Source organism: Microbacterium sp. AC132, from assembly GCF_979258525.1.
This window is the reverse complement of sequence record NZ_OZ409862.1, coordinates 1,068,456-1,091,654: the sequence shown is the minus strand read 5'-3', so window position 1 is coordinate 1,091,654 and position 23,199 is coordinate 1,068,456. Positions and strand designations below refer to the sequence as shown.

Here is a 23,199-nt window from a genome sequence, read left to right as displayed (position 1 = left end):
CAGGATCGCGGCACGTCTGCAGGAGAATCCGTGTGGGATGTTCCTGCAGACGTGCTTCGGTCCTACACACGGTCTGGACGATCCGGCCTGTACACGGTCTGGACGATCCGGCCTGTACACGGTCTGGACGATCCGGCCTCCACACGGTCTGGACGACCGGGCCTGAAACACAGGAAACAGCCCAGGAGGACGCCTCAGACGAGAGGCGGGGTGTGCCAGATCCGGTCGATGTAATCGCGGATCGAACGGTCGGACGAGAAGAAACCGGTGCGGGCGACGTTGAGGATCGCTGAGCGGTTCCACGCGTCTTGGTCGGCGTACGCGGCATCCACTCTGCTCTGTGCCTCGATGTACGACGCATAGTCGGCGAGCACCATGAAGCGGTCTTCGTAGAGGAGATTCGAGACGACCGGCTCGAACACCGAGCGGTCGCCGCGGGAGAAGGCCCCGGATGCGATCAGGTCGATCGCTCGGCGGAGTCCCTCGTCGTGCTGGTAGAACTCCTGCGGCCGGTAACCGCGGATGCTGAGCGCCTCGACCTCGGGCTCGCTCATGCCGAACAGATAGAAATGGTCGTCTCCGACGAGCTCGCGGATCTCGACGTTCGCCCCGTCGTCCGTCCCGATCGTGAGCGCGCCGTTCAGCGCGAACTTCATGTTGCCGGTGCCCGACGCCTCCTTGCCTGCGAGCGAGATCTGCTCCGACAGGTCGGCGGCGGGGATGACCCGCTCGGCCAGCGTCACGTTGTAGTTCGGAGGGAAGACGACCGTGAGGCGGCCTTCCAGCCGAGGGTCGGTGTTCACGACCTCGCCGACCGCGTTGATGAGGTGGATGATGCGCTTCGCCATCGCGTAGCCGGGAGCCGCCTTCGCCCCGAAGATCGCGGTGCGCGGCACGACATCCGACACTGCGAGGCGTCCGGAGATCACCCCCTCGTAGGTGGTGACGATGTGCAGCACCTTGAGCAGCTGACGCTTGTACTCGTGCAGGCGCTTGACCATCACATCCAACATGTGGCCGTCGCTGATCTCGACACCGTCGCGTTCGCGCAGCGCGTCGCTCAGGCGGCGCTTGTTGGCGGCCTTCACCGAGGCGAACGCGGCGCGGAACTCGGCATCATCGGCGAAGGGCTCGAGTTCGCGCAGGCGTTCCAGATCGGTGGTCCAGCCCTCGCCGATCGCCGCGGTGATGAGCGACGAGAGCTCGGGATTGGCGAGGCGGAGGAAGCGCCGCGGCGTCACGCCGTTGGTCACGTTCGTGAACTTGTCGGGGAAGAACACATCGAAGTCGCTCAGCACCTTGTCGCGCAGCAGCTGCGAGTGCAGTTCGGCGACGCCGTTGACCTTGGCGCCCGCGACGGTCGCCAGGTATGCCATGCGCACCGAGCGGACCGGGTGCTCCGCGATGATCGACATGTTGCGCACGAGCATCTCGTCATCGCCGAACCGCTCGCGCACTGCGACGAGGAATTCGTCATTGACGCGATAGATGATCTCGAGGTGGCGGGGCAGCAGGCGCCCGAGCAGCTCGACCGGCCACACCTCCAGCGCCTCCGGAAGCAGCGTGTGGCACGTGTAGGCGAAGCACTGCTGCGTGATGGCCCACGCGGCATCCCACTCGAGATGCCTCTCGTCGACGAGCACCCGCATGAACTCGGGCACAGCGATCACCGGGTGCGTGTCGTTGAGCTGGAAGATCACGCGGTCGGGGAGGTTCGCGAGCTCGAAGCCGTCGGCGAGCATGTTGTCGAGGAAGTCGTGGATCGATGCGGCGACGAAGAAGTACTGCTGCTGCAGACGCAGTTCCTTGCCCTGCGGCGTGGAGTCCTCGGGGTAGAGCACCTTCGAGATGGTCTCGGCGTAGGTCTGCGCGCGCACCGCCTCTTCGTAGTCGCCGGAGTTGAAGATGCGCAGGTCGAACGCGCTGGTGGCGACGGCGCTCCACAGGCGCAGGGTGTTGACCCGCCCGTTGCGGAACCCAGGGACCATGTAGTTGTACGGCACCGCCTGCACGTTCCACGCCGGCACCCAGCGGCTGCGCGTGATGCCGTCGTCGTCGTACTTCTCGGTGTGGCCGCCGAACGCGATGGTCTGTGCGTCTTCGGGACGGGCGAACTCCCACGGGCGAACCGAGCGTGAGCCAGGAGTCGGGCTGTTCGACCTGCTGGCCGTCGACGAACGTCTGTCGGAAGATCCCGTACTCGTAGCGGATGCCGTATCCGATGCTGGGCACGCCCATCGTGGCGAGCGAGTCGACGAAGCAGGCCGCGAGGCGCCCGAGCCCGCCGTTGCCGAGACCGGGCTCGACCTCGTGCGCGCGCAGGTCGTCGAGCGAGACGCCGCACGCGGCGAGGGCCTGGTCGGCGATGTCGGTGAGACCGGCCGCGAGCAGATTGTTGTCGAGCTGGCGACCGAGCAGGTACTCCGCCGAGAGATAGCAGACGCCCTTCGCCTGCGTCTCTTTCTGGTGACGCAGATCCTCGAGCCAGCGAGCCATCAGGTAGTCGCGCACCGTGTGCGCGAGCGCGAGATAGCGGTCGTTCGCGCTCGATGCCGACAGCGCGACGCCGCGCTCGAGATTGAGGTTGTGCAGAAATCGCTTCACGAACTCGTCGACGGTGCTCGGGGGAGCGATCACCGGAGCGAGGGCGAGCGGATGCATGGCGGAGTGTGATTCGGGCACGTGTCGACCGTAGCGATGGTGGGGCCACAACGTGTGACGAGCGGATGAAGAATATCGGTTGGCGTCACTCGACCGCCCGCGAGGAGGCGGTGCGGCGAGCCCGACTGACGGACCACAGGATCCGGCCGTCGTTGAAGACCGGAATGAGGAACACGGCATGCGCCAGGTACCACCCGTGCAGCTGGAGTCCCGGCGCGAGCAGCCACAGGGCGGCTCCGACGACGACGCACGCGCCAGGACCCGCGAGGGCGGCGAGCACGGCGTTCCGGTCGCCGACTCGGCCGTGCGGACTGATCGACGTCCTCCACAGCGAGCGCTCGAGCGTGATCGCCGTGACGCCGGTCGCCCGGGACAGCACGGCGAGGTGCCCGAGTTCATGCAGCGCGAACGCCCCGCCGAGGCCGGCGGCGTAGTGGACCGCGATCATCAGTGCAGCCCCGACGATCGCCGACTGCCCGGTGATCGCGCCCAGAGCGACGGTCGCGGTGAGCAGAACCGCGAACACGGTGTTCATCGGCCAAGCGGCGAGCAGCAGCCATCGGCAGACCAGAACCCCATCGATGCGCGACGCACTGACCGACCACATGTCAGTCGGCCTCGGCGAGGAGCTGCCTCTTCCGTTCGAGAAGGCCGTCATGCACGACGAACACGGCGAGGATGAACACGGCGACCACGATCACGCCGAGGATCAGCGGAAGGGGATCGTTGATGCCGGTGCCGAGCTGGACCGCGCCCTCTGCGCTCTGCCGGACGTCGACGAAGACCGAGTCGAAGAACCCCAGGCGTCTACCCTCGGCGGATCCTCCGGTGAACATCAGCCAGATCGCGGCGGTGACGGCGGATCCTGCGATGACGACGAGCGCTCCGACGACGCTGATGGCGGCCCTAAACAACCACTTCATGACGAGAGGTCCTTTCTATCCTGTCCATCCCTGCGATGGAGAGTGCGGCGGCGATCAGGGTGAGCGCGAGCATCACTCCGACCGTGAACAGTGGGGGAAGACCCAGGAGGTTGGTGCCGAGCATGATCGTGCCCGTCACGAGGCCGGCAACGGCGGCTCCCGCGATGACCGAGAAGGGGTTGCCCTTCTCGGGCGGGAAGGCGATGCCGGCGAGGGTGAGCACGATGACGTTCGACACCGCGAAGCCGACGACGGAGAGGATCTCGTCGAGCCTCGCCCCGGTGAGAGCGGACAGGATGCTGATCGGCGGTGCGATGATCGCGAGGGTCGCCAGCTGGGGTCCGATCACGAGCAGATACCGCATGCCTGGACCATGGCGACGAGGACCGCACGCCCGCAGGGGCTCCGTCGAGACGTAGGCGTACACGGACTGCACGGTGACGGCCAGCAGCAGGATCGGCGGGAGTCGGATGTCGGCGAGGAAGAGCGCGTAGGAGCCTGCGAGGGAGATGCCGCAGACCGTCACCGTCTCGATTCCCCTGATGTGGGCGGCGAAGTACGCGCCGAACTCCGTGGGGCCGAACAGGCGGGGCACGATCGCGAAGCGACGGGTCGGATCGAACTGTCGCGGCGCGATCGCGAAGACGGCGCAGACCAGCAGCGCCAGCATGGCCAGCCAGATGCCCGTGGCCGCCATGATCCCGTGACTCGCGGCGATGTCGGCGAAGAGCAGCTGCACCGCGAAGTAGTCGTCGCCCTGGCCGACCGCCGCGAAGAGCACGGATTCCGACTGCGTCGACACGCCGAGGTAGAGGGCGACAAGCGTGGCCGCCAGCACCACCGGCACGATGAACGCCCGGAGCCTCGCCAGCCGCAGACGCAGCAGCAGTCGCTCCAGGCCCAGGTAGTAGACGCTCGCGACGAGATAGGCGACGGTCGAGGGCATGACCAGGCAGGTGATGACCTGATCGAGGATCCCGAATCCGCCGATCGAGATCGTGCCGGTGACCAACGCGCCGAGCATGAGCATCACGCCGAGGCCCACGACCAGCGACTCGAAGAGCATGAATCCCAGCGTTCGCGCCCGATTGGTCAGGGGGAAAGAGAACGTGAGCTCGACCAGATCGCTCGCCTTCATGAAGAGCACGCGCACGACCGTGAAGACCGTCAGGACCCACAGCGGGGTGGACACGCCGACGACGCGCAGAAGCGGGGAGAGCTGCTCGGGCTCGCTGGTCAGTTGGCGGAGGATCACCACCCCGAACGCGCAGAAGCCGACGAAAGCGGCAAGACCGGCGAGAGCGATCGTCCAGCGCACCGACGGCAGGCGCAGCACGCCCCGACGAGCGATGCGCCTGACGAGGAACACCGAGAGGAAGCCGGCGAGCTGCAGGGCGGGGGTCATTCCACCGCCCTCGACGGCTGCGCGATCGCGGTCTTGACGAGGGAGTCGACCGAGCCGAATTCGCGCAGGATGCGGGGGAGCGGGAGGTCGAAGGCGATCTCTCCGCGACGCAGCACGATGATGCGGTCGCACACGGCCTCGAGAAGACGGAAGTCATGGCTGCACAGCAGCAGCCCCTTCGCCCCTCCGATCCGGGATGCATCCGTCTCGAATTCGAAGAGCGCATCGACGTCGACGCCGTTGAGCGTCTCGTCGATGATCGTGAGCGGGCGCTCGAGCAGAAGCGTCGAGATGAGCTGGATCTTCTTGCGCATGCCGTGCGAGTAGTCCTCCATGAGGTCGAACTGACGCGCCTCCATCTGATAGCGGCTGAGGAGTTCGTCGGCCCTGGTCGGGTCGGCACGGTGGCGATAGAGGCGGAGCATCAGATCGAGGTACTCGCGCCCGGTCAGGAACTGCGGCAGGTAGTCGTTGCTCGCGATGAAAGCCAGCTGCTCGCGCGATGCGCGGTCCTGATGAGGGCGCCCGGTGATGCGGATGCTCCCCTGGCCGAGCTGCAGCAGATCGGCGGTGAGGCGGATGAGCGTCGACTTGCCCGATCCGTTGGGTCCGACGAGACCCACTTTCTCGCCGCGCTCGATCGCGAACGACACATCACGGAGCGCCGGAGCGCGCTTCGAGTAGGCGAACGAGACCGATGAGACGTCGAGGAGGACGTGCGGGTCCGGTGCGAAGCCGCCGCTTCCGGACATCGGGGTCGATGTCCGGAAGCGACGAGGGGTTAGACGCATTCGATCCACACTGAGACGCCGCTCTTGCCCCACTGCCAGTTGCCGGTGAAGCGCCTGCCACCCGCCTTGAAGAAGCACCACAGCGCCAGCGCTGCCAGGAACGCGACGCCGAACACGAGAATCGCCGCGATCACCACCAGCCACCAGGCATCGAGACGCATGATCGCCTCATCCAGTGCGTCCTGTGCGCGGCGCTTCATCAGCGTCGGCTCCATTGCCGCCATTAGGGACATCTGTCCACCTCCGTTTTGTTGTTACACACGGAGGCTGTCATCGCTGCGCCACGAAAGCTAGTCATTCGAGTGCAGAATGCTGACATGCGTGGATTCACTTGACATTGACGCAGCGTCAACTTCTACCGTGGAGTCATCATCAGTTCCAGGGAAGGAGGACGAGATGGCCGGTCGCGAATGGTCGATCCAGGACATCGCCCGTCTCGCGGGCACCACGAGCAGAACCCTGCGTCACTACGACGACGTGGGCCTGCTGCCGCCCTCGCGCATCGCGCACAACGGCTACCGGCACTACGACGAGGCGGCGCTCGTGCGCCTGCAGCGCATTCTGCTGCTGCGCGAGCTCGGACTCGGTCTGCCGCAGATCGCCGAGGTGCTCGACCCGGTGAACGCACGGCAGAGCGAGGAATCCGCGCTGGAGACGCACCTCGAGCTGCTGCGCGAGGAACAGAACCGACTGGCGCGGCAGATCGCGTCGGTCGAGAACACCATCAACGCATTGAGAGGAGGTGAAGAACTCATGGCAGAGAACATGTTCGACGGTTTCGACCACACCCGCTACAAGGAGGAGGTCGAGCAGCGCTGGGGTCGGAAGACCTACGCCGACAGCGACCGCTGGTGGCGCGGGATGACCGACGCCGACCGCGCCGACTGGCAGCAGCGCGTCTCCGACCTCGGCCGGGACTGGACAGCTGCCGCCGAGAGCGGCATCGATCCGGCATCCGCCGAGGCTCAGGACATCGCCCGCCGTCACGTCGAGTGGCTGACCGGCATCCCGGGCACTCCCGCGGCCGTGCCCGGCGGCGACGTCAAGGCGTACGTCATCGGCCTCGGCGAGATGTACGTCGCGGACCCGCGCTTCGGCGCGAACTACGCCACGTCCGCCGGCGGAACGCAGGGCGCCGAGTTCGTCCGCGACGCGCTCCGCATCTACGCGGACCGCAACCTGTGACCCGCTGCACCGCCTTCGCCGGTCGCCGCGGGGTCGAGAGCGCATCCGAATCACCCGATTCCGATGCGTTCTCGACCCCGCACGGGAGTCACGGCATTGCACAGGTGCGGACACCGGATCAAGGCCGGGAGCGGATGCCGGAGGTGGGCGTAGGGTCAAGGCATGGGCCACCGACGCAGACGCACGGATGCCGCGCCGCTGTTCGCGGCGGCGGCCGTCGCCTACACCGCGAACGTCGCCCTCGGTTCGGCCGTCGCCGCGAGACTCATCGACACGAGCAGCTTCCGCTGGCTGCATCATGCGATCTACATCGCGACGTGCGCCACTTCGGCCGCCGCGTTCTCGGCGATCCTCTGGGGCCGGCCGAAGCGCGCGAGTCGTCGCGCGGCCCTGGCGCTCGCGCCCGCCGCCGCACCGCTCGCCGCCATCCCGTATCTCGGCACGCACAGCCGACGGCATCCGCTCGTCGCGCTCGCCGCAGCCCCCTTCATCGTCGCGGGCCTCGTCTGCTCGCGCCTCGCCACCGACCGGAAGTGAACGCATGGAACTGCTCGACGCCATCCGCCGCCGCAAGACCACGAACGGGCCCTTCCTGCCCGACCCGGTATCGGAGGAGCATCAGCGCATCCTGCTGGAGGCGGCAGGTCGGGCGCCGTCGCAGCTGAACAGCCAGCCGTGGCGGTTCGTGGTCGTCGAGAACCGCGACACGATCGACAAGATCGCACGCATCTCGGGCGACAGCATGACCGAGGCGATGTCGAACGGCACGTTCTTCGAACGCTACAAGCCGTACTTCCGTTTCAGCCAGGCCGAGATGGAGGAGAAGCGCAGCGGGATGCTGTTCGACAAGCTCCCCGCGGCCCTCCGCCCGTTCACGAGTCAGGTGTTCACCAAGCGCGGCCAGAAGCTGATGAACACGTTCGGGGTGCCGAAGACCCTCGGGGAGGAGAATCACAAGCTCGTCGCGGGATCGCCGCTGCTGCTCGGCGTGATGCTCGATCGCAGCGAGTACCGACCGGGCCAGCTGTCGTCGTTCTACTCGGTGTTCAGCATGGGCGCGGCGATGGAGAACGTCTGGCTCACCACGGTCGAGCTCGGCATGGGCATCCAGTTCATCTCGTTCCCGATGGAGGTCCCTGGGCAGTGGGACGAGATCGTGAAGCTGCTGCGCGTGCCGGACGACCTCGAGCTCATGGCGGTGTACCGCCTCGGCTATCTGCCGCCCGAGCAGCGCCGCCCGGCCATCGACTGGTCGAGCCATCAGCGCAAGCTCGCTTCGCAGTATGTGTTCCGCGAGAACTGCGACCAGCCGCAGCAGGGATGGGACGCGCCGCCGCCGGGCGCTGGAGCGCCGACGGCGGGCTGAGCCTCAGCCGCCGACCTTGCGGGGCAGGGGCTTGAGGTCCTGCAGCGCCGGCCCCTCGATGCGCGTGCCGTCCGCCGTGAAGCGCGAGGCGTGCAGCGGGCAGTCCCACGTGCACTCGGCGTCGTTCCAGTCGAGCACGCCTCCGAGGTGCGGGCACACGGCCGAGACGGCCCGAGTGACGCCGTCGACCGTCGAGATGCCCACGGGTCGGCCGCTGCGGTTCGCGACCACGCCCTCGCCCTCTGCCGGCTGCGGGACCGGCACGGGCCGACGCTCGGCGTCGACCCACCCGGTCGTCGCTGCGGCGGCGACCTTGGCGCCCTCGATGGCCCCGCGGGCAAGATCGGCCGGCACGGTGAGCCTCGTGCCGATCTTGACCATCCACGACGGTCGGTCGTGCCAATTCGCACCGAGGATCTCCGCGGTGAGACGCAGAGCGGCAGCGGGGGCGTTCGACAGGCCCCACTTGGCGTACCCGGTCGCGAAGCGGATGCGGCCGAGACCCCGGGGCATGGCGCCGACGAAGGGGATCTGGTTGTTCGACTGATAGTCCTGGGCCGACCAGCGGTGGGTCTCCTCGGCATCCGGGAAGTACCGCCTCGTCCACTCGACCAGATCGTCGATCGCGGCGGTCTCGCCGTCCGAGCGGCCGACGGAGTGGCCGTTTCCGCCGACCACCAGTCGCGCAGGACCGCCGGGGCCGTCCGCATCCGACACCGGGCGGATCGAGCGCGTGGGGCTGTCGACCGAGATGAACGTGCTGTCCGGCACGCCGCCGGGGAGCCGGAACGAGACGCAGTACGAGCGGAAGGCGCGCATCTTCGCGAAGTAGAGTCCCCGGTCGAGGATCGGGTACCCGGTCGCGATCACGATGTGATCGGCGAACAGCGGGCCGAGCGGCGTCTCGACTCGAGGGTCGGGCAGCGCATGCGTCGCCGTGACCCGGACGCCGGTGTGCAGGGTTCCTCCGGCGGAGAGAAGCTCGTCCGCGAGCGCGTGGGTGACGAGTGCCGGATCGATGGTCACCTGGTCGTCGAGCGCCACGGCTCCCGCCGCAGGGAAGGCCGCACCGGCCAGCTCTCCTCGCGTGAGCATCCTGGTCTCGAGGCCCGCCTCCCGCGCCGCCTCGTGCACTTCGCGCACCGAGTCGATGCCGCCGGCGTCCTGCGCGTACGAGTGGTCGATCCGTCGCTCGTAGCTGACTCCCGCATGATCGGCGAAGCCGACCAGCCAGTCCATGCCCTCGCGATTTCCCTCGACGTAGGCCTGCACGAGCGCCGCGGAGTGGTGCTTGCGGATCTCGGCGAGACGCTTCCCCTGCAGCAGGGTGAGCTTGCCGGTGTTGCCGCCGGTCGCGAGCTCGGCGACGGATCCCGCCTCGATCACGGCGACGTCGAGACCGGCGCGCGTGAGCATGACCGCCGTGCTGAGGCCGGTGAGGCCCGCACCCACGATGATCACGTCGTGTCGTGCGCCGGGGTCGAACGGTGTGCCGATGGGCGGGGTCCGGTCGAGCTTCCACAGTGGCTTCATGGCCTCAGTCTTCGCCTGCCGACCACCTTCGCCCAACGGGTTGACATTTGAGGAAGGCGTTGCAACGGCGCGGATAGAGTTGCCGGGTGACCTTTCGCCGCCTGCTCCTCGTCTTCGTCGGCGGCAGCATCGGCACCGCCGCTCGGCTCGCGATCGGTCTGCTGATGCCGGATGTCGGGGGCGTGCCTGTCGCGACGATCGTCGTGAACGTGCTCGGATCGCTGCTGATCGGCCTTCTCGCCGCGCGCCTGCCCGGCGCCACGGAGCTCAGACTGCTGCTCGGCACGGGCGTGCTCGGCGGCTTCACGACCTACAGCGCGTTCATGACCGGAACGGTCGCGCTCTGGGGCGACGCCCCGGTGCTCGCATTCGCGTATGCGGCCGCCAGTCTGGTCCTGGGACTCGCTGCCGCCGCGGCGGGCCTGCGACTCGGACGCCCGCGTCGACCGACGCTCCCTGCGGGAGGGAGCGCATGACTCCGCTGCTGTTCGTCGCGGCCGCTCTCGCCGGAGGGGTGGGAGCCCTCCTCCGGTACGTCATCGACCTCGGTGTCTCGAAGGTCGTCGGACGCCGCCTCCCTTGGGGCATCCTCGTCGTCAATCTCACCGGATCGTTCGCGTTGGGCCTGCTGACCACGGCACTGCCGTCCGAGTCGTTCGTGGTCGGGGCCGGTCTTCTCGGCGGATACACGACGTTCAGCACCGCCATGCTCGACACCGTCGTGCTGTGGCGAGACGGTCAGCGCAGAGCATCCGCTGTCAACGCCATCGGGATGCTGCTGCTCGGGCTGATCGCCGCTGGTCTCGGGCTGGCGCTCGGGTCGACGCTCTGACCGTCGACGCCGGGATCCGGGCGAACCCACAGCTTCGCGATGCAGAATGTACAAACGTACATGTACGCCCGTACAGGGGTGATCGCGCTGGGGGTCAGGATGAGCGATGGCACGCGCCGCCGCCGCGATCCTGAAGCGCGCCGTCGCGAGATCATCACCGCGGCAGCCGAGCTGATCGTCGAGATCGGCGTCGACGCACTCACCCACCGCAAGGTCGCAGCCCGGGCCGGAGTGCCGCTGGGATCGACGACGCAGTACTTCGCCACGCTCGACGATCTGCGTGAAGCGGCGATCGGAGCGCTGGCCGCCGAGATCGAGGCGCGCATCGACGCGACACGACGGGCCGTCGTGATCGAGGGAGTGACCCCGGAGGGGCTCGCGCGCCTCGTGCGCCGCGGGCTCGAGGACGCACGCGCCGTCCAGGCCGACCGCGCCGTCGTGACCGCCGCGGTGCATGACCCGCGCGTCCGGCAGTTCGCGCGACTGTGGTCCGACGAGATCGTCGGCTTCATCGCGCCCGTTCACGGGGTCGACAGAGCCAGGGCCGCAGCCGTCTTCATCGACGGCGTACTCTGGCACTCTCAGATCCACGACGAGCCGCTCGACGAAGAGCTCATCCGCGACGCCCTCGCCGGGATCCTCACTCCTCAGGCGTCCACCTCCGCACCCACCGCCGCAGCATCCGCCTGACCCGCAGAGAGAGAATCCGCCTTGTCGAACCTCGCCGTCCTGAGTCTGAAGAACCGCGCACTGATCGCGTTGATCACGATCGTCGCCGCCGTGTTCGGCGGGCTCGCTCTGACGAACCTCAAGCAGGAGCTCATCCCGTCGCTCGAGCTGCCCAACCTGATGGTCATGACGACCTACCCCGGCGCCTCGCCCGAGGTCGTCGAGAACGACGTCTCGACCCCCATCGAGTCGGCGATCCAGGGTGTCCCCGGCCTCGAGGGCACGACCGCCACGAGCACGACGAACGCGTCGATCGTGCAGGCCACCTTCGCCTACGGCACCAACCTCGCGACCGCCGAGCAGAAGATCCAGCAGGCGATCAACCGCATCTCGGGGCAGCTGCCGGAAGACGTGAGTCCGCAGGTGCTGACGGTGTCGATCGATGACTTCCCGGTGATCCAGGTCGCCGTGACCGGCTTCGAGGACGCCGAGAACGCGCAGGCCGAACTGCAGAGCGTCGCGATCCCCGAACTCGAAGACGTCGACGGGGTCAACGCCGCGGAGATCATCGGTGGCGTCGGCCAGCGCATCACGATCACACCCGACGTCGCGAAGCTGGCGGCGATCGGTCAGAGCACGCAGGCCATCACCACGGCGCTGCAGCAGAACGGCACGCTGTTCCCCGGCGGAGACATCACCGAGAACGGCCAGACGCTCACCGTCCAGACCGGCGCGAAGATCACCTCGGTCGATGAACTCGCGGCGCTGCCGCTCGTCGGCACCACCGAGAGCATCGGCGACGTCGCCACGGTGGTGCAGGAGAGCGACCCCATCTCGTCGATCTCGCGCGTCGACGGCAAGGACGCCCTCTCGATCTCGATCACCAAGCTGCCGGCCGCGAACACCGTCGAGGTGTCGCAGGGTGTCATCGCCGCGCTCGACACGATCGGCGAGGCCTTCCCCGACGCCGAGTTCACGATCATCTTCGACCAGGCTCCGTTCATCCAGCAGTCCATCGAGACGCTCGCCACCGAAGGCCTGCTCGGACTCGTCTTCGCCGTGATCGTCATCCTCGTGTTCCTGCTGTCGATCCGCTCGACGCTCGTCACGGCGATCTCGATCCCCACCAGCGTGCTCATCACCTTCATCGGGCTGCAGGCGTTCGGCTACTCGCTGAACATCCTCACCCTCGGCGCGCTCACGATCGCGATCGGCCGTGTGGTCGACGACTCGATCGTCGTGATCGAGAACATCAAACGGCACTATGTGGGGGACGCCGACAAGGGAGACGCCATCCGTCTGGCGGTGCGCGAGGTGGCGATGGCGGTCACATCCTCGACCATCACGACGGTCGCCGTCTTCCTGCCCATCGTGTTCGTCGGCGACATGGTCGGCGAGCTGTTCCGGCCGTTCGCCATGACCGTGTCGATCGCGATGGTCGCGTCGCTGCTGGTCTCGCTGACCATCGTGCCGGTGCTCGCGTACTGGTTCCTCCGCCCGGGCAAGCCGCTGCTCGATGAGAACGGCGTGCAGATCGACCCGGAGGACCCGGACGCTCCGCCGACGCGACTGCAGAAGGGCTACCGTCCGATCCTCGGCTGGACGCTGAAGCACTCCGGCCTGACCGTCGTGCTCGCCGTCGTGGTGCTCGGTGCGACTCTCGCCGCCGCACCGCTCATGAAGATCAACTTCCTCAGCGACTCCGGTCAGAACACCATGACGGTGACGCAGGACCTCGGCCCGACCGCGAGCCTGGAGACCAAGTCGGAGGCGGCGATCGCCGTCGAGGACGCACTGCTCGACATCGACGGCATCACCCACGTGCAGGCCTCGATCGGTTCGAGCGGATCCGCCCTGCGTGACGCGTTCTCGGGCGGAGCCGGTGTGACCTACTCGGTGCTCACCGACGCGGATGCCGACCAGGAGAAGCTCCGAGCCGACGTGCAGGACGCGATCGAGGGGCTCACCGATGTCGGCGAGGTGTCGGTCGCCGCCTCCGCCGGACTCGGCTCGAGCGACATCGAGATCACCGTCTCGGCATCCGACTCCGAAGACCTGCAGACCGCCACCACCGCCGTGGTGGACGAGCTCGACGGTCGGGACGGCATCGGACAGGTCACCGACAACCTCGCCGCGGCTCTGCCGTACCTGGCCGTGGTCGTCGACCGCGACGCCGCCGCGCAGCGTGGACTGTCGGAGGTCGCCGTCGGATCCATCGTCTCGAACACGATGCGCCCCCAGCAGGTGGGCACGGTCGAGATCGACGACACCGCGCTGACGATCTACCTCGCCGCATCCGAGCCGCCCGCCACCGCGCAGGCGCTTCGCGAGCTCACCATCCCGAGCGCCACCGGTGTGGTGCAGCTGCAGGACATCGCGACCGTCGAGGAGCGCAACGGCCCGACCTCCATCACCACCGAGCAGGGACGCCGCACCGCCACGATCACGGTGCCCCCGGCCTCCGACAACCTCGCCGTGGCGACCCAGTCGGTCACCGAGGCGCTGGCCGCGGTCGACCTGCCTGACGGCGCGTCGGCCGAGGTGGGCGGTGTCGCCTCGCAGCAGGCCGACTCGTTCTCGCAGCTCGGGCTCGCCATGCTCGCCGCGATCCTGATCGTCTACGTCGTGATGGTCGCGACGTTCAAGTCGCTGCGTCAGCCGCTGCTGCTGCTCGTCTCTGTGCCGTTCGCGGCCACGGGGGCGATCCTGCTGCAGATCGTCACGGGTGTGCCGCTCGGCGTCGCCTCGCTGATCGGTGTGCTGATGCTCATCGGCATCGTGGTGACGAACGCGATCGTGCTCATCGACCTCGTCAACCAGTATCGCGAGAAGGGGCTGTCGACGATCGAAGCGGTGAAGGCCGGTGGCGAGAAGCGTCTGCGTCCGATCCTCATGACGGCGCTGGCGACGATCTTCGCGCTCACTCCGATGGCACTCGGCATCACCGGGCACGGCGGGTTCATCTCGCAGCCGCTCGCCATCGTCGTGATCGGTGGACTCATCTCATCGACCGTTCTGACGCTGATCGTTCTGCCGACGCTCTACAACCTGGTCGAGGGTGCGAAGGAGCGTCGACGCGCCCGCAAGGCGGGGTCGGGCGACGACGGCTCTGCACCGAACGGCGACTCGGACCCCTCGGACGGCCCTCGTCCTTCGGGCGATCTGGCGCTGGCCGGCGCGGGCATGTCGGAATCGGGCTCGGCGGAATCGGGTTCGTCGCTGCCGCACGCGAATCAGCTGACGCGCCGGGAGTTGCGCGAGCGCGGCGAGTAGTCGCCCTCGCCGTCCCGTCCTCCGCACGACGGAGTCTGACGCCCGCCCGGAACTTCATTCCGGGCGGGCGTCAGCCGTTTCCGGCGGAGTTGTGGAGCGGGCGCGGCCGAGCTCAGTCGAGCGTGATGCCCCAGTCGAGGGTCCAGGTCTCACCGGGGGCGAGGCGGCGCAGGCCGACACCGCTGTTCAGTGCATCGGCGGGCGCGGTCATGGGCTCGATCGCCACCGCGAGGGACTGGCCCGGGTACTTGTCGGTCGTGTAGACCTGCGCGAAGTCGAACCCGGCGCCCTGCCAGAGGGTGAGTCGCCGACCGTCGGGGGCGGTCAGCGAGTGCCGGACCAGCCCGTCGGCATCACGGTCGAGGTCGGTGAATCCGGTGTCGAGGCTCACATCGCCGATGCGCACTCCGTCGCGCAGCGCGGCATCCGCCGGGTGCGTGCCCGTGGGGAGCATGCGCTCGTCGGTGTCGAACGCGGTCTGCGCCGGCACCCGCAGCACGAGCTCGTGCGGGTCGACGTCGCCGATCGTCACGAACGGATGCGTGCCGAGTGCCACCGGTGCCGCAGTGGCGGAACGGTTGGTCAGCGCGTGCGTGACGTCGATCCCGTCGGCACGCAGCACGTAGGTGACACTGGTCTCGACGAGATAGGGGTAGCCCGTCTGCGGCACGATCGTGGCGCTCAGCGTCGTCGCCGACGCCGTCTCCTCGATCGCGTAGGCCGTGAATCGCAGCAGCCCGTGGCTGGCGTTCATGAACTTCGGCTCGGTGATCGCGAGCTGCCGCTCGGTGCCCTCGTCGTTCCAGGCTCCATCCCTGACGCGATTCGGCCAGGGCGTGAGCACGACGCCCGAGCAGGAGGGGGTCGGCGAGTCGAGTGGATACGGGGCGATCAGATCGACGGATCCGATGCGGAGGGAGCGGAGGGATGCGCCGACCTGCGCGATCTGAGCGCTGACGTCGCCGAGCTGGAGGTGCACCTGTGTGCCGGTGGGGGATGCGGAGTTCACTCCGCAATCGTATGGCGAGCAGCATCCGCGATGGGGCTGGGCGGTTTTTCAGGTGCGACCGCTACACTTGATGGGTCGGCTTCGGACACCCGCGCATGGCGCGGACGTTTTTGTGTAAGAAGTGTGAGTCCAGGGGCCGATGGTGAGCGTCGCTCGACGCTAATCAACCATCACATGAATGGCCCCGGCCGCTGACAGTCCGGAACCCCGTCCGATCGCATCCGATCCGGCGCTGGGTGCTCGCGCGTGCGCGCGGCGCTGTTCTCGTGCGAGAACTCAGAAGGACACACCCATGCCCAAGAACAAGAAGCCCCGCGGCGGACGCCCCTCCGCCAACTTCGAGCCGCGCTACGGCGCGAACAAGACCTCGTTCCACGACCGCCACGCCGGTGGGCGCGACAGCGCTCGCGACACCCGCGATTCCCGCGACGTGCGGGGCGGACGAGCGGATGCCGGCGAGCGGCGCACCCCGGCGGCCGGCGTCGACCGTCGTCCCGGCAGCCGCAGCGCCAGCCACCGCGGCTACCGTCCCGCAGAAGAGGGCGCACCCAAGCAGCGCTGGTCCTCGCAGGAGCGCGCGGGTAGGGATGAGGCCCGTGGCATCCGCAACCGTGCGGAGTCGGGTCGCCGCGAGGCACCGCACCGCGGCGGTTCCGAGCGTCCGCGCTTCGACGATCGTGCCGAGCGCCCCCGCTACAACGACCGTTCCTCCACGGGCTTCGACCGTCCGCGTCGCGATGACCGCGGCGGCCAGCGTCCGACCGGTCCCGGTACGTACCGCGATGAGCGCGGCGGCCAGCGCGACGAGCGTCCGCGCCGCGACGACCGCGGTGCGGGCACGCAGCGCCAGGGCTTCCGCGACAACGATCACCGCGATGGCGGACGTCCGGGCCGTGACCAGCGCTCCGGCGGCTTCCGCGACGATCGCGGTGGTCAGCGCTTCTCCCGTGACGAGCGCCCGCAGCGCGACGACCGCGGCGCATCCGAGCGTCCGCGCTTCAACCGCGACGACCGCTCGCCGCGTTCGGGCGACCGCACCGAGCGTCCGCGCTTCGACCGCGCGGCATCCGAGCGTCCCCGCTTCGACCGTGACGACCGCCCGCGTCGCGATGACCGCGGCGCCGAGCGTTCCTACGACGCCGACCGCGCACGCCGTGCCTTCGACCGCGATCGCACGCAGCGGTCGATCGAGGGTGGGCGTGACGAGCGTTCGCGTCCCTCGACCGGTGGCGCGTACCGCACCGATCGTCCCCGCCCGCTGACGTCGGACACCCGCGGGCGGCCGTCGCGCAATGAGCGACCCAGCCGTAACGACTGGAACGCCACATCGAGCGCGGCACCCGCCAAGAAGTTCGAGCCGACGGACGACGTCGTGCACGAGCGCCTCGAGGCCAAGTCCGTCGCGGCGGTCGAGGTCGACGGTGTGACCTTCGGCGACCTGGGTCTCGGATCCAACATCGTCGAGACCCTCGTCGGCATGGGTGCGGCGACTCCGTTCCCCATCCAGGCGGCCAGCATTCCGGCCGTGCTCGAGGGGCGCGACGTCCTCGCCCGTGGCCGCACCGGCTCAGGCAAGACCATCGCCTTCGGCGCACCGCTCGTCGAGCGCGTGCTGCAGTCGCAGGCGGGCAAGCGCCGTGAGTTCGGCCGCTCGCCGCGCGCGATCATCCTCGCTCCCACGCGCGAGCTCGCACTGCAGATCGACCGGACCATCCAGCCGATCGCCCGCAGCGTCGGCCTGTTCACCACGCAGATCTACGGTGGCGTCCCGCAGGGCCGTCAGGTGGGTGCGCTGAAGAAGGGCGTCGACATCGTCATCGGCACCCCCGGTCGTGTCGAGGACCTCATCAACCAGGGCAAGCTCGACCTCTCCGACTGCCGCATCGCGGTGCTCGACGAGGCCGACCACATGTGCGAGCTCGGATTCGTCGAGCCCGTGCAGCGCATCCTGCGTCACACGGCCGACGGCAGCCAGAAGCTCCTCTTCTCGGCCACGCTCGACCGTGAGGTCGCGGCACTCGTCGACGAGTTCCTCGTCGACCCGGCCGTCTACGAGGTCGCCGGTGAAGATCAGGACTCGAGCACCATCGAGCACCGTGTGCTCGTGATCGAGCACCGCGACAAGGCCGAGATCCTCACCTCGCTCGTCGACCGCGACGGCAAGACCCTGGTCTTCGCCCGCACCCGCGCCTACGCCGACATGCTCGCCGAGCAGTTCGACGACGCCGGCATCCCCGCGGTCTCGCTGCACGGCGACCTCAACCAGGCCAAGCGCACGCGCAACCTGGAGCGCCTGACGTCGGGTCGCGTGAACGTGCTCGTCGCCACCGACGTCGCCGCCCGCGGAATCCACGTCGACGACATCGACCTGGTCGTGCAGGCCGACGCTCCTGACGAGTACAAGACGTACCTGCACCGTTCAGGCCGCACCGGCCGCGCCGGTCGCTCGGGACGCGTCGTCACGCTCATCACGCGTCAGCGCCAGCGTCGCATGACCGAGTTGCTGGATCGTGCGGAGATCGACGCGCCGTTCGAGAACGCGCGCATCGACGACGACCTGATCGAGGAGATCGCCGGTCGCGTGCCAACCGCCGCCGACCTCACGGCCTGATCCGTCACGTTCGAAGGCCCCGCTCCCGCATTAGCGGCGGCGGGGCCTTCGTCGTTTGCTCGGCCGATCTGCGGCACAGGGATGCGCGGTGCGGGCGGGTGCGCGTCCAGCGAAGGAGATCTCTCACTCCGAAGGGCTGACGCGTCGGATCGCTCCTACGGAGCGCGTGATCTCCTTCCGAGCGGCGGCTCAGCCGAGCTGGTGCTCGTGGATGGCCGTGGTCAGTGTCGTGCCGTTGAGGTCGAGGTAGAGCACCTGCTCGGTCACGGTGAGCGTCATCGTGTTGCGGCGTGCGATGAGCGGTGCCGCGGAGTCGATGAAGCCGGGGTCGAAGCTGTAGACCCGGAGGTCCTCGGAGCGGTGGATGCGCTTGTCGGCCCACGGCGCCATGACCTTCGCGGGGTCGCGGTGCGTATAGACGACGGTGCGCTCGGCGAGGCGGCTGCCGTAGTGGAGGCGCTCTGCATCGGGCGCGCCGACTTCGATCCACGCCGTCGTCTTTCCGGTGAGGTCGCGCACCAGCACGGCGGGCTCATCGGTCTGCGAGATGCCGCCGCCGAATGCGATGCCCTCGGTGAACTCGAGTCCATAGGCGAGCACGCGGGTCAGCATGTAGGCGTCGGTCTCGGACGGATGCCGCGCCACGCGCAGCGAGTAGTCGTCGTAGACACCGCGATCCATGTCGGCCAACTGGACGTCGAACGTGTGCATCGTGGAGCCGGTAGCCATAACGCTCGAGCCTACGCGCCCCGGGGGTGGCTTCCCGACCTCCGACGCTCCACCGGACCGGCGTTCAGAACAGCATCGGCTGTGCGGGGGCGGGCGCTGGCGTGAATGCGGGCGCCGGCCTCCCGTGCGGTGCAGAAGCCCGGATGCCGCGCACGGGGTAGTCGTCCTCGTGCTGCCCATCGAGTCCGTGCAGTCTGATCAGCGGCCGTGCGCGCTTCGCGAGCCATTGGCGGTAGCCCTTCGGCGCCTCGGCGGAGACTCCGGGGTACAACCCGCGATACGACGACACGAGGTCGGGGCGGAAACCCTCGAGCCACTGCATGAACCAGGGCTTCACTCCGGCGCGCAGGTGCAGGGCGCCGTAGATCACGCGGCTCGCTCCGGCCTCCTTGATGCGCCGCAGGGCGGTGTCGATCGCCTCGACCGAGTCGGTCATGTGGGGCATGATCGGCATCAGGAAGACGGTGACGCGGAAGCCGGCATCCCGCAGTGCGCGTACCGTGTCGAGCCGTGCCTGGGTCGTCGGAGTCCCGGGTTCGATCGCCTTCTGCAGATCGTCGTCGTACATCGCGATGGACATCTGGATGTCGACGGGAACGCGCTGCGCCGCCCGCACCAGCAGCGGGATGTCGCGCCTGATCAGGGTGCCTTTGGTGAGGATCGACATCGGCGTGCCCGACGTCGCGAGGGCATCGATGATCCCCGGCATCAGCTTGTACCGACCCTCGGCGCGCTGATACGGATCGGTGTTCGTGCCCAGAGCGACCGTCTCGTGCTCCCAGCTGCCGCGACGCAGCTCCTTCTTCAGCACCTCGACGACGTTGACCTTCACGACGATCTGCGAATCGAAGTCCGATCCGCCGTCGAGATCGAGATACTCGTGCGTTCCCCGCGCGAAGCAGTAGACGCAGGCATGGCTGCACCCGCGGTACGGGTTGATGGTCCAGGCGAACGGCATGCGCGATGCGCCGGGCACATGGTTGAGGGCCGACTTCGACAGCACCTCATGGAACGTCATGCCTGCGAACTCCGGCGTGGTCACCGTGCGGAGCACGCTGGAGCGATCTTCGAGGCCGGGCAGCGCAGCGGCGTCGACGTCACCGAGTTTCTGTCCTTGCCACCGCATGTCCTCCATTCGAACATAAAGACGATACTCCGTCAACCGAGCGTGTGAATTCTGTTCGAATGGACATGAGGGACAATGGAAGCATGTTCTTCCCGCCGCAGCCTCAGCATGCGGCGCCGCGCTCCCCGATCCGCGGTCCCGCGCTGCCCATCGGTCTCGCGGCGACGGCGATCGGCGTGCTGCTGTCGCTGGCCGGTGCGCCGGTGGCCGAGACGACCGACGAGCTGGCGATGCCGCAGCCGTCCGTCGTGCAGGAGGTGCCGGCGGTCGAGGTCGGTGCGACCACCGCTGCCGATCCGTGTTCGGAGCCGAGCGTGCTCGAGGCGATAGCCGTCGCCGACGATGCGGCGATCATCGCCGGCTTCGGGGGTGGCGAGAGCTTCCGTTCCGCTGTCGTGGCGGGCAACGCACCCTGCATCGCGCTCGACGACCCGGCTCACGTCTGGGTCGTCGTCAACAAGGCGCGTCCGCTCGCTCCGGTCTCCTTCGCGCCGTCGTCGCTCGCCGACCTTCCGCTGCAGATGACCACCCGCTCCGGTCAGGCGCGGACGGACGTCGCCGCGGCGGTCGGAGAGATGGCGGATGCGGCGGCCGCCGAGGGTGCGGGGCGCATCGGAGCGAACAACGGCTACCGATCGTATGAGCTGCAGGTCGTGACCCACGCCTCGCATGTGCGCAACAGCGGGCAGGCGGGAGCGGACGCCTCGTCGGCGCGTGCCGGTCACAGCGAGCATCAGACGGGGCTGGCGCTCGATCTCGTGGCGTGCGATTCGTCGTGCGGAGCCATCGAGTCGTTCGGCGCGACGGTGCAGGGGCAGTGGATCGCGACGAACGCCTGGGAGTACGGCTTCATCGTGCGCTACGAGCAGGTCGGCTCCGGCATCACCGGATACAAGCCCGAGCCCTGGCACCTGCGATATCTCGGACGCGAGCTCGCGGCGGCGTATCACCACGGCGGGTATCACACGCTGGAGGAGTTCTTCGGGCTCCCCGCGGCCCCTGATTACGCCCACTGAGCGCAGTGACAGCGGCGCGTGTGCGACCGCATTGCGGCATCCGACAATCGCGGTACCGAGTCTCACGGATTGTGGGATGCATTCTCACAACGAGCTGTCGCGGTGTCGGCGACCCGGCATAGAATCGCCGGAGCAATGACGCACGAACGTTCGGGAGGACGCAATGGAACGCGACATCTACGAAGAGGATCACGAGGCCTTCCGCGACCTCGTCAAGGACTTCGTCAAGCGCCACGTGAACAACGAGGCCATCGAGCGGTGGGATGCCGCGGGTGAGATCGACCGGGCGACGATGCTGGCCGCGGGCGAGGCCGGTCTGATCGGACTGTCCGTCCCCGAGGAGTTCGGCGGTGCCGGCATGCTGCAGGACTACCGCTTCCGCACCATCGTCATGGAGGAGGTCATCGCTTCCGGAGCAGGGTCGCTCGCGGGTGCCTTCGGCATCCAGGACGACCTCGCCGTGCCCTACCTCGTGCACATGGGCACGCAGGAGCAGAAGGAGAAGTGGCTGCCCCGCATGGCCACGGGCGAGGTGCTCGGTGCGCTCGCCATGACCGACCCCGGCGCGGGCTCTGACCTGCGCGGCATCAAGACCAACGCGAAGAAGGTCGACGGGGGCTACATCCTCAACGGCGCCAAGACGTTCATCTCATCGGGCTCGACGGCCGACGTCGTGGTGACCTTCGTCAAGACCGGTGAGGGCAACCGTCCCGACGCGTTCAGCCTGCTGCTCGTCGAGAAGGGCATGGAGGGCTTCGATCAGGGCAAGAAGCTCAGCAAGATGGGCTTCCACGGCTGGGACACGGCCGAGCTCAGCTTCACCGACGTGTTCATCCCCGACGAGAACCTCATCAGCGGCAAGGAGGGGCAGGGCTTCATCCAGCTGATGCTGAACCTGCCGCTCGAGCGGCTGTCGATCGGCGTGGCCGCGGCCGCTGCCGCCCAGGCCGCCCTCGACTGGACCGTCGCCTACACGAAGGATCGTGAGGCGTTCGGCGAGCGCATCGCCGACTTCCAGAACACCCGCTTCCGGCTCGCCGACATGGCGGCGACCACCGACGCGATGTGGGCGTACATCGACCGTGCGCTGCTCGCCTACAAGAACAGCACCCTCACCGCCGAGGACGCTGCGAAGGTCAAGTTCTGGGCGACCGAGCGCGAGTGGGAGGTGCTCGACACGGGTGTGCAGCTGCACGGCGGCTACGGCTACATCATGGAGTACCCGATCGCCCGCGCCTTCACCGACGCCCGCGTGCACCGCATCTACGGCGGCACGAACGAGATCATGCGCGACCTCGTCGGCCGCCAGATCGTCGGCAAGCGCTGACGAACCTCTCAGAGAAGGGCCCCGGATGCCGGCATCCGGGGCCCTTCTCCTGTCGATGGCACGGCTGACCGCATGAAACGGGCCTGCAGGCGCGCAGGCGGACAGGAGCCAGCGCGGGTCAGCGGGGCAGCCGGCCACCGACGCCGGCCTTGCGCAGCCGATCGGCGATGAGGATGCCGAGTGCGGTGGCGCCGAGGCAGCTGCCGAGGGTCACGGCGAAGAAGGTGATCTGAAGGGGAAGCCCGAAGCTGCCGAGATCGAACGAGGCCCAGGCGAGGATCGGGTAGACGATGCCGACGATCAGTGCCCCGAGGTAGTGCAGCCAGGTTCCCCAGTAGCGCCAGAGGACGAACAGGAACGGCAGCTCGGTGAACGCCGCCCACCAGAGGTTGGTGGCCACGCTGCTGAAGCCGTAGCCCGAGAACGGCACGATCACGAGACCGGCCAGCAGGCCCACCAGCAGGCCGACGAGCGGGCGCCGCAGCAGGCGGAGGGCGATCACCGAGGGGAGCAGCCAGAGGCCGGCCAGCGCCACGCTCACGAAGGGCAGGCCGGGGAAGAGGATCGTCGAGATCCAGTTCGCCGGGGCGAGGAGCGCGCCACCGGCGACTCCGAGTGCCGCGCACGTCAGCAGGATCGCCGTCGGGATGCGGAATCGCGAGCGTCCGCCGCCGGTGCGGGGTCGATTCTGCACCTCGGAAGCCGATTCGCGGTGCGTTTCCGACCCCGCACCGTTCACAGCA

The 23,199-nt window shown here is 68.3% G+C and carries 20 protein-coding genes and 1 pseudogene; 10 read left to right on the top strand and 11 right to left on the bottom strand.

Features of this window, described 5'->3' with window-relative positions; genetic code table 11:
- Window positions 1-194 precede the first annotated feature (194 nt).
- The 6 genes and pseudogenes from ACZZZQ_RS05015 to ACZZZQ_RS04990 form a co-directional block, all read right to left on the bottom strand.
- Window positions 195-2,661: pseudogene (locus ACZZZQ_RS05015) on the bottom strand (glycogen/starch/alpha-glucan phosphorylase).
- A gap of 85 nt (window positions 2,662-2,746) precedes the next feature.
- Window positions 2,747-3,268 carry a hypothetical protein gene (locus tag ACZZZQ_RS05010; RefSeq protein ID WP_463507038.1) on the bottom strand — a complete coding sequence of 174 codons (522 nt, stop codon included), beginning with the start codon at window positions 3,266-3,268 and terminating at the stop codon, window positions 2,747-2,749.
- 1 nt (window position 3,269) lies between these two features.
- Window positions 3,270-3,584: a hypothetical protein gene (locus tag ACZZZQ_RS05005; RefSeq protein WP_053098623.1), complete on the bottom strand. Its 315-nt coding sequence runs from the start codon at window positions 3,582-3,584 to the stop codon at window positions 3,270-3,272.
- Entirely contained in the window at window positions 3,568-4,989 is a 1,422-nt protein-coding gene (locus ACZZZQ_RS05000) for a hypothetical protein (protein ID WP_463507037.1), read from the bottom strand. The genes ACZZZQ_RS05005 and ACZZZQ_RS05000 overlap by 17 nt, the downstream gene beginning before the upstream one ends.
- Window positions 4,986-5,741, bottom strand: coding sequence for an ATP-binding cassette domain-containing protein (locus ACZZZQ_RS04995; protein ID WP_463507036.1), 756 nt, complete (start codon window positions 5,739-5,741; stop codon window positions 4,986-4,988). Before ACZZZQ_RS04995 ends, ACZZZQ_RS05000 begins: the two co-directional genes overlap by 4 nt.
- 29 nt (window positions 5,742-5,770) lie before the next feature.
- Window positions 5,771-5,980 carry a hypothetical protein gene (locus ACZZZQ_RS04990; RefSeq protein WP_201778466.1) on the bottom strand — a complete coding sequence of 70 codons (210 nt, stop codon included), beginning with the start codon at window positions 5,978-5,980 and terminating at the stop codon, window positions 5,771-5,773.
- Between the two features lie 196 nt (window positions 5,981-6,176).
- Here ACZZZQ_RS04990 and ACZZZQ_RS04985 point away from each other — a divergent pair, with 196 nt between their 5' ends.
- The 3 genes from ACZZZQ_RS04985 (at window position 6,177) to ACZZZQ_RS04975 (ending at window position 8,331) form a co-directional block, all read left to right on the top strand.
- Window positions 6,177-6,965, top strand: coding sequence for a MerR family transcriptional regulator (locus tag ACZZZQ_RS04985; protein WP_463507035.1), 789 nt, complete (start codon window positions 6,177-6,179; stop codon window positions 6,963-6,965).
- 162 nt (window positions 6,966-7,127) lie between these two features.
- Window positions 7,128-7,502: a hypothetical protein gene (locus ACZZZQ_RS04980; protein ID WP_053098628.1), complete on the top strand. Its 375-nt coding sequence runs from the start codon at window positions 7,128-7,130 to the stop codon at window positions 7,500-7,502.
- A gap of 4 nt (window positions 7,503-7,506) precedes the next feature.
- Complete coding sequence (locus tag ACZZZQ_RS04975) at window positions 7,507-8,331, top strand: nitroreductase family protein (protein WP_053098629.1); 825 nt, start codon at window positions 7,507-7,509, stop codon at window positions 8,329-8,331.
- Window positions 8,332-8,334: 3 nt separating this feature from the next.
- On the opposite strand, the gene ACZZZQ_RS04970 is transcribed toward ACZZZQ_RS04975, so the two are convergent.
- On the bottom strand, window positions 8,335-9,864 hold the full coding sequence (locus tag ACZZZQ_RS04970) for an FAD-dependent oxidoreductase (RefSeq protein ID WP_463507034.1): 1,530 nt from the start codon (window positions 9,862-9,864) through the stop codon (window positions 8,335-8,337).
- 86 nt (window positions 9,865-9,950) lie between these two features.
- Here ACZZZQ_RS04970 and ACZZZQ_RS04965 point away from each other — a divergent pair, with 86 nt between their 5' ends.
- The 4 genes from ACZZZQ_RS04965 to ACZZZQ_RS04950 all read left to right on the top strand — a co-directional run bounded on the left by ACZZZQ_RS04965 (window position 9,951) and on the right by ACZZZQ_RS04950 (window position 14,638).
- Complete coding sequence (locus ACZZZQ_RS04965) at window positions 9,951-10,340, top strand: fluoride efflux transporter FluC (RefSeq protein ID WP_463507033.1); 390 nt, start codon at window positions 9,951-9,953, stop codon at window positions 10,338-10,340.
- Window positions 10,337-10,696: a fluoride efflux transporter FluC gene (locus ACZZZQ_RS04960; RefSeq protein WP_056276557.1), complete on the top strand. Its 360-nt coding sequence runs from the start codon at window positions 10,337-10,339 to the stop codon at window positions 10,694-10,696. The genes ACZZZQ_RS04965 and ACZZZQ_RS04960 overlap by 4 nt, the downstream gene beginning before the upstream one ends.
- A gap of 99 nt (window positions 10,697-10,795) precedes the next feature.
- Complete coding sequence (locus tag ACZZZQ_RS04955; protein ID WP_285363842.1) at window positions 10,796-11,386, top strand: TetR/AcrR family transcriptional regulator; 591 nt, start codon at window positions 10,796-10,798, stop codon at window positions 11,384-11,386.
- Window positions 11,387-11,407: 21 nt separating this feature from the next.
- On the top strand, window positions 11,408-14,638 hold the full coding sequence (locus ACZZZQ_RS04950; protein WP_463507032.1) for an efflux RND transporter permease subunit: 3,231 nt from the start codon (window positions 11,408-11,410) through the stop codon (window positions 14,636-14,638).
- 112 nt (window positions 14,639-14,750) lie between these two features.
- On the opposite strand, the gene ACZZZQ_RS04945 is transcribed toward ACZZZQ_RS04950, so the two are convergent.
- Window positions 14,751-15,647, bottom strand: coding sequence for an aldose 1-epimerase family protein (locus tag ACZZZQ_RS04945; protein ID WP_463507031.1), 897 nt, complete (start codon window positions 15,645-15,647; stop codon window positions 14,751-14,753).
- Between the two features lie 292 nt (window positions 15,648-15,939).
- Between ACZZZQ_RS04945 and ACZZZQ_RS04940 the strand changes: the two genes are divergently transcribed.
- Window positions 15,940-18,258 carry a DEAD/DEAH box helicase gene (locus ACZZZQ_RS04940; RefSeq protein ID WP_463507030.1) on the top strand — a complete coding sequence of 773 codons (2,319 nt, stop codon included), beginning with the start codon at window positions 15,940-15,942 and terminating at the stop codon, window positions 18,256-18,258.
- 189 nt (window positions 18,259-18,447) lie between these two features.
- Here ACZZZQ_RS04940 and ACZZZQ_RS04935 read toward each other — a convergent pair whose 3' ends face one another.
- On the bottom strand, window positions 18,448-18,987 hold the full coding sequence (locus tag ACZZZQ_RS04935) for a YaeQ family protein (protein WP_053098637.1): 540 nt from the start codon (window positions 18,985-18,987) through the stop codon (window positions 18,448-18,450).
- A 64-nt stretch (window positions 18,988-19,051) separates the two neighbouring features.
- Window positions 19,052-20,113 carry an Rv2578c family radical SAM protein gene (locus tag ACZZZQ_RS04930; RefSeq protein ID WP_463507029.1) on the bottom strand — a complete coding sequence of 354 codons (1,062 nt, stop codon included), beginning with the start codon at window positions 20,111-20,113 and terminating at the stop codon, window positions 19,052-19,054.
- A gap of 83 nt (window positions 20,114-20,196) precedes the next feature.
- On the opposite strand from ACZZZQ_RS04930, the gene ACZZZQ_RS04925 reads away from it, so the two are divergent.
- Window positions 20,197-21,129 carry a M15 family metallopeptidase gene (locus ACZZZQ_RS04925; RefSeq protein WP_463507028.1) on the top strand — a complete coding sequence of 311 codons (933 nt, stop codon included), beginning with the start codon at window positions 20,197-20,199 and terminating at the stop codon, window positions 21,127-21,129.
- Between the two features lie 163 nt (window positions 21,130-21,292).
- On the top strand, window positions 21,293-22,456 hold the full coding sequence (locus tag ACZZZQ_RS04920) for an acyl-CoA dehydrogenase family protein (protein WP_053098639.1): 1,164 nt from the start codon (window positions 21,293-21,295) through the stop codon (window positions 22,454-22,456).
- 118 nt (window positions 22,457-22,574) lie between these two features.
- Here the strand turns inward: ACZZZQ_RS04920 and ACZZZQ_RS04915 are convergent, their stop codons facing one another.
- Window positions 22,575-23,150, bottom strand: a complete 576-nt coding sequence (locus ACZZZQ_RS04915; protein WP_053099367.1) for an ECF transporter S component — start codon at window positions 23,148-23,150, stop codon at window positions 22,575-22,577.
- Window positions 23,151-23,199 lie beyond the last annotated feature (49 nt).

Coding starts and splice junctions, on each gene's coding strand:
- ACZZZQ_RS04925 (WP_463507028.1), top strand. CDS start 20,197: ATGTTCTTCCCGCCGCAGCCTCAGCATGCGGCGCCGCGCTCCCCGATC.
- ACZZZQ_RS04985 (WP_463507035.1), top strand. CDS start 6,177: ATGGCCGGTCGCGAATGGTCGATCCAGGACATCGCCCGTCTCGCGGGC.
- ACZZZQ_RS04940 (WP_463507030.1), top strand. CDS start 15,940: ATGCCCAAGAACAAGAAGCCCCGCGGCGGACGCCCCTCCGCCAACTTC.
- ACZZZQ_RS04980 (WP_053098628.1), top strand. CDS start 7,128: ATGGGCCACCGACGCAGACGCACGGATGCCGCGCCGCTGTTCGCGGCG.
- ACZZZQ_RS04930 (WP_463507029.1), bottom strand. CDS start 20,113: ATGCGGTGGCAAGGACAGAAACTCGGTGACGTCGACGCCGCTGCGCTG.
- ACZZZQ_RS04990 (WP_201778466.1), bottom strand. CDS start 5,980: ATGAAGCGCCGCGCACAGGACGCACTGGATGAGGCGATCATGCGTCTC.
- ACZZZQ_RS05000 (WP_463507037.1), bottom strand. CDS start 4,989: ATGACCCCCGCCCTGCAGCTCGCCGGCTTCCTCTCGGTGTTCCTCGTC.
- ACZZZQ_RS05005 (WP_053098623.1), bottom strand. CDS start 3,584: ATGAAGTGGTTGTTTAGGGCCGCCATCAGCGTCGTCGGAGCGCTCGTC.
- ACZZZQ_RS05010 (WP_463507038.1), bottom strand. CDS start 3,268: ATGTGGTCGGTCAGTGCGTCGCGCATCGATGGGGTTCTGGTCTGCCGA.
- ACZZZQ_RS04920 (WP_053098639.1), top strand. CDS start 21,293: ATGGAACGCGACATCTACGAAGAGGATCACGAGGCCTTCCGCGACCTC.
- ACZZZQ_RS04975 (WP_053098629.1), top strand. CDS start 7,507: ATGGAACTGCTCGACGCCATCCGCCGCCGCAAGACCACGAACGGGCCC.
- ACZZZQ_RS04955 (WP_285363842.1), top strand. CDS start 10,796: ATGAGCGATGGCACGCGCCGCCGCCGCGATCCTGAAGCGCGCCGTCGC.
- ACZZZQ_RS04970 (WP_463507034.1), bottom strand. CDS start 9,864: ATGAAGCCACTGTGGAAGCTCGACCGGACCCCGCCCATCGGCACACCG.
- ACZZZQ_RS04935 (WP_053098637.1), bottom strand. CDS start 18,987: ATGGCTACCGGCTCCACGATGCACACGTTCGACGTCCAGTTGGCCGAC.
- ACZZZQ_RS04995 (WP_463507036.1), bottom strand. CDS start 5,741: ATGTCCGGAAGCGGCGGCTTCGCACCGGACCCGCACGTCCTCCTCGAC.
- ACZZZQ_RS04960 (WP_056276557.1), top strand. CDS start 10,337: ATGACTCCGCTGCTGTTCGTCGCGGCCGCTCTCGCCGGAGGGGTGGGA.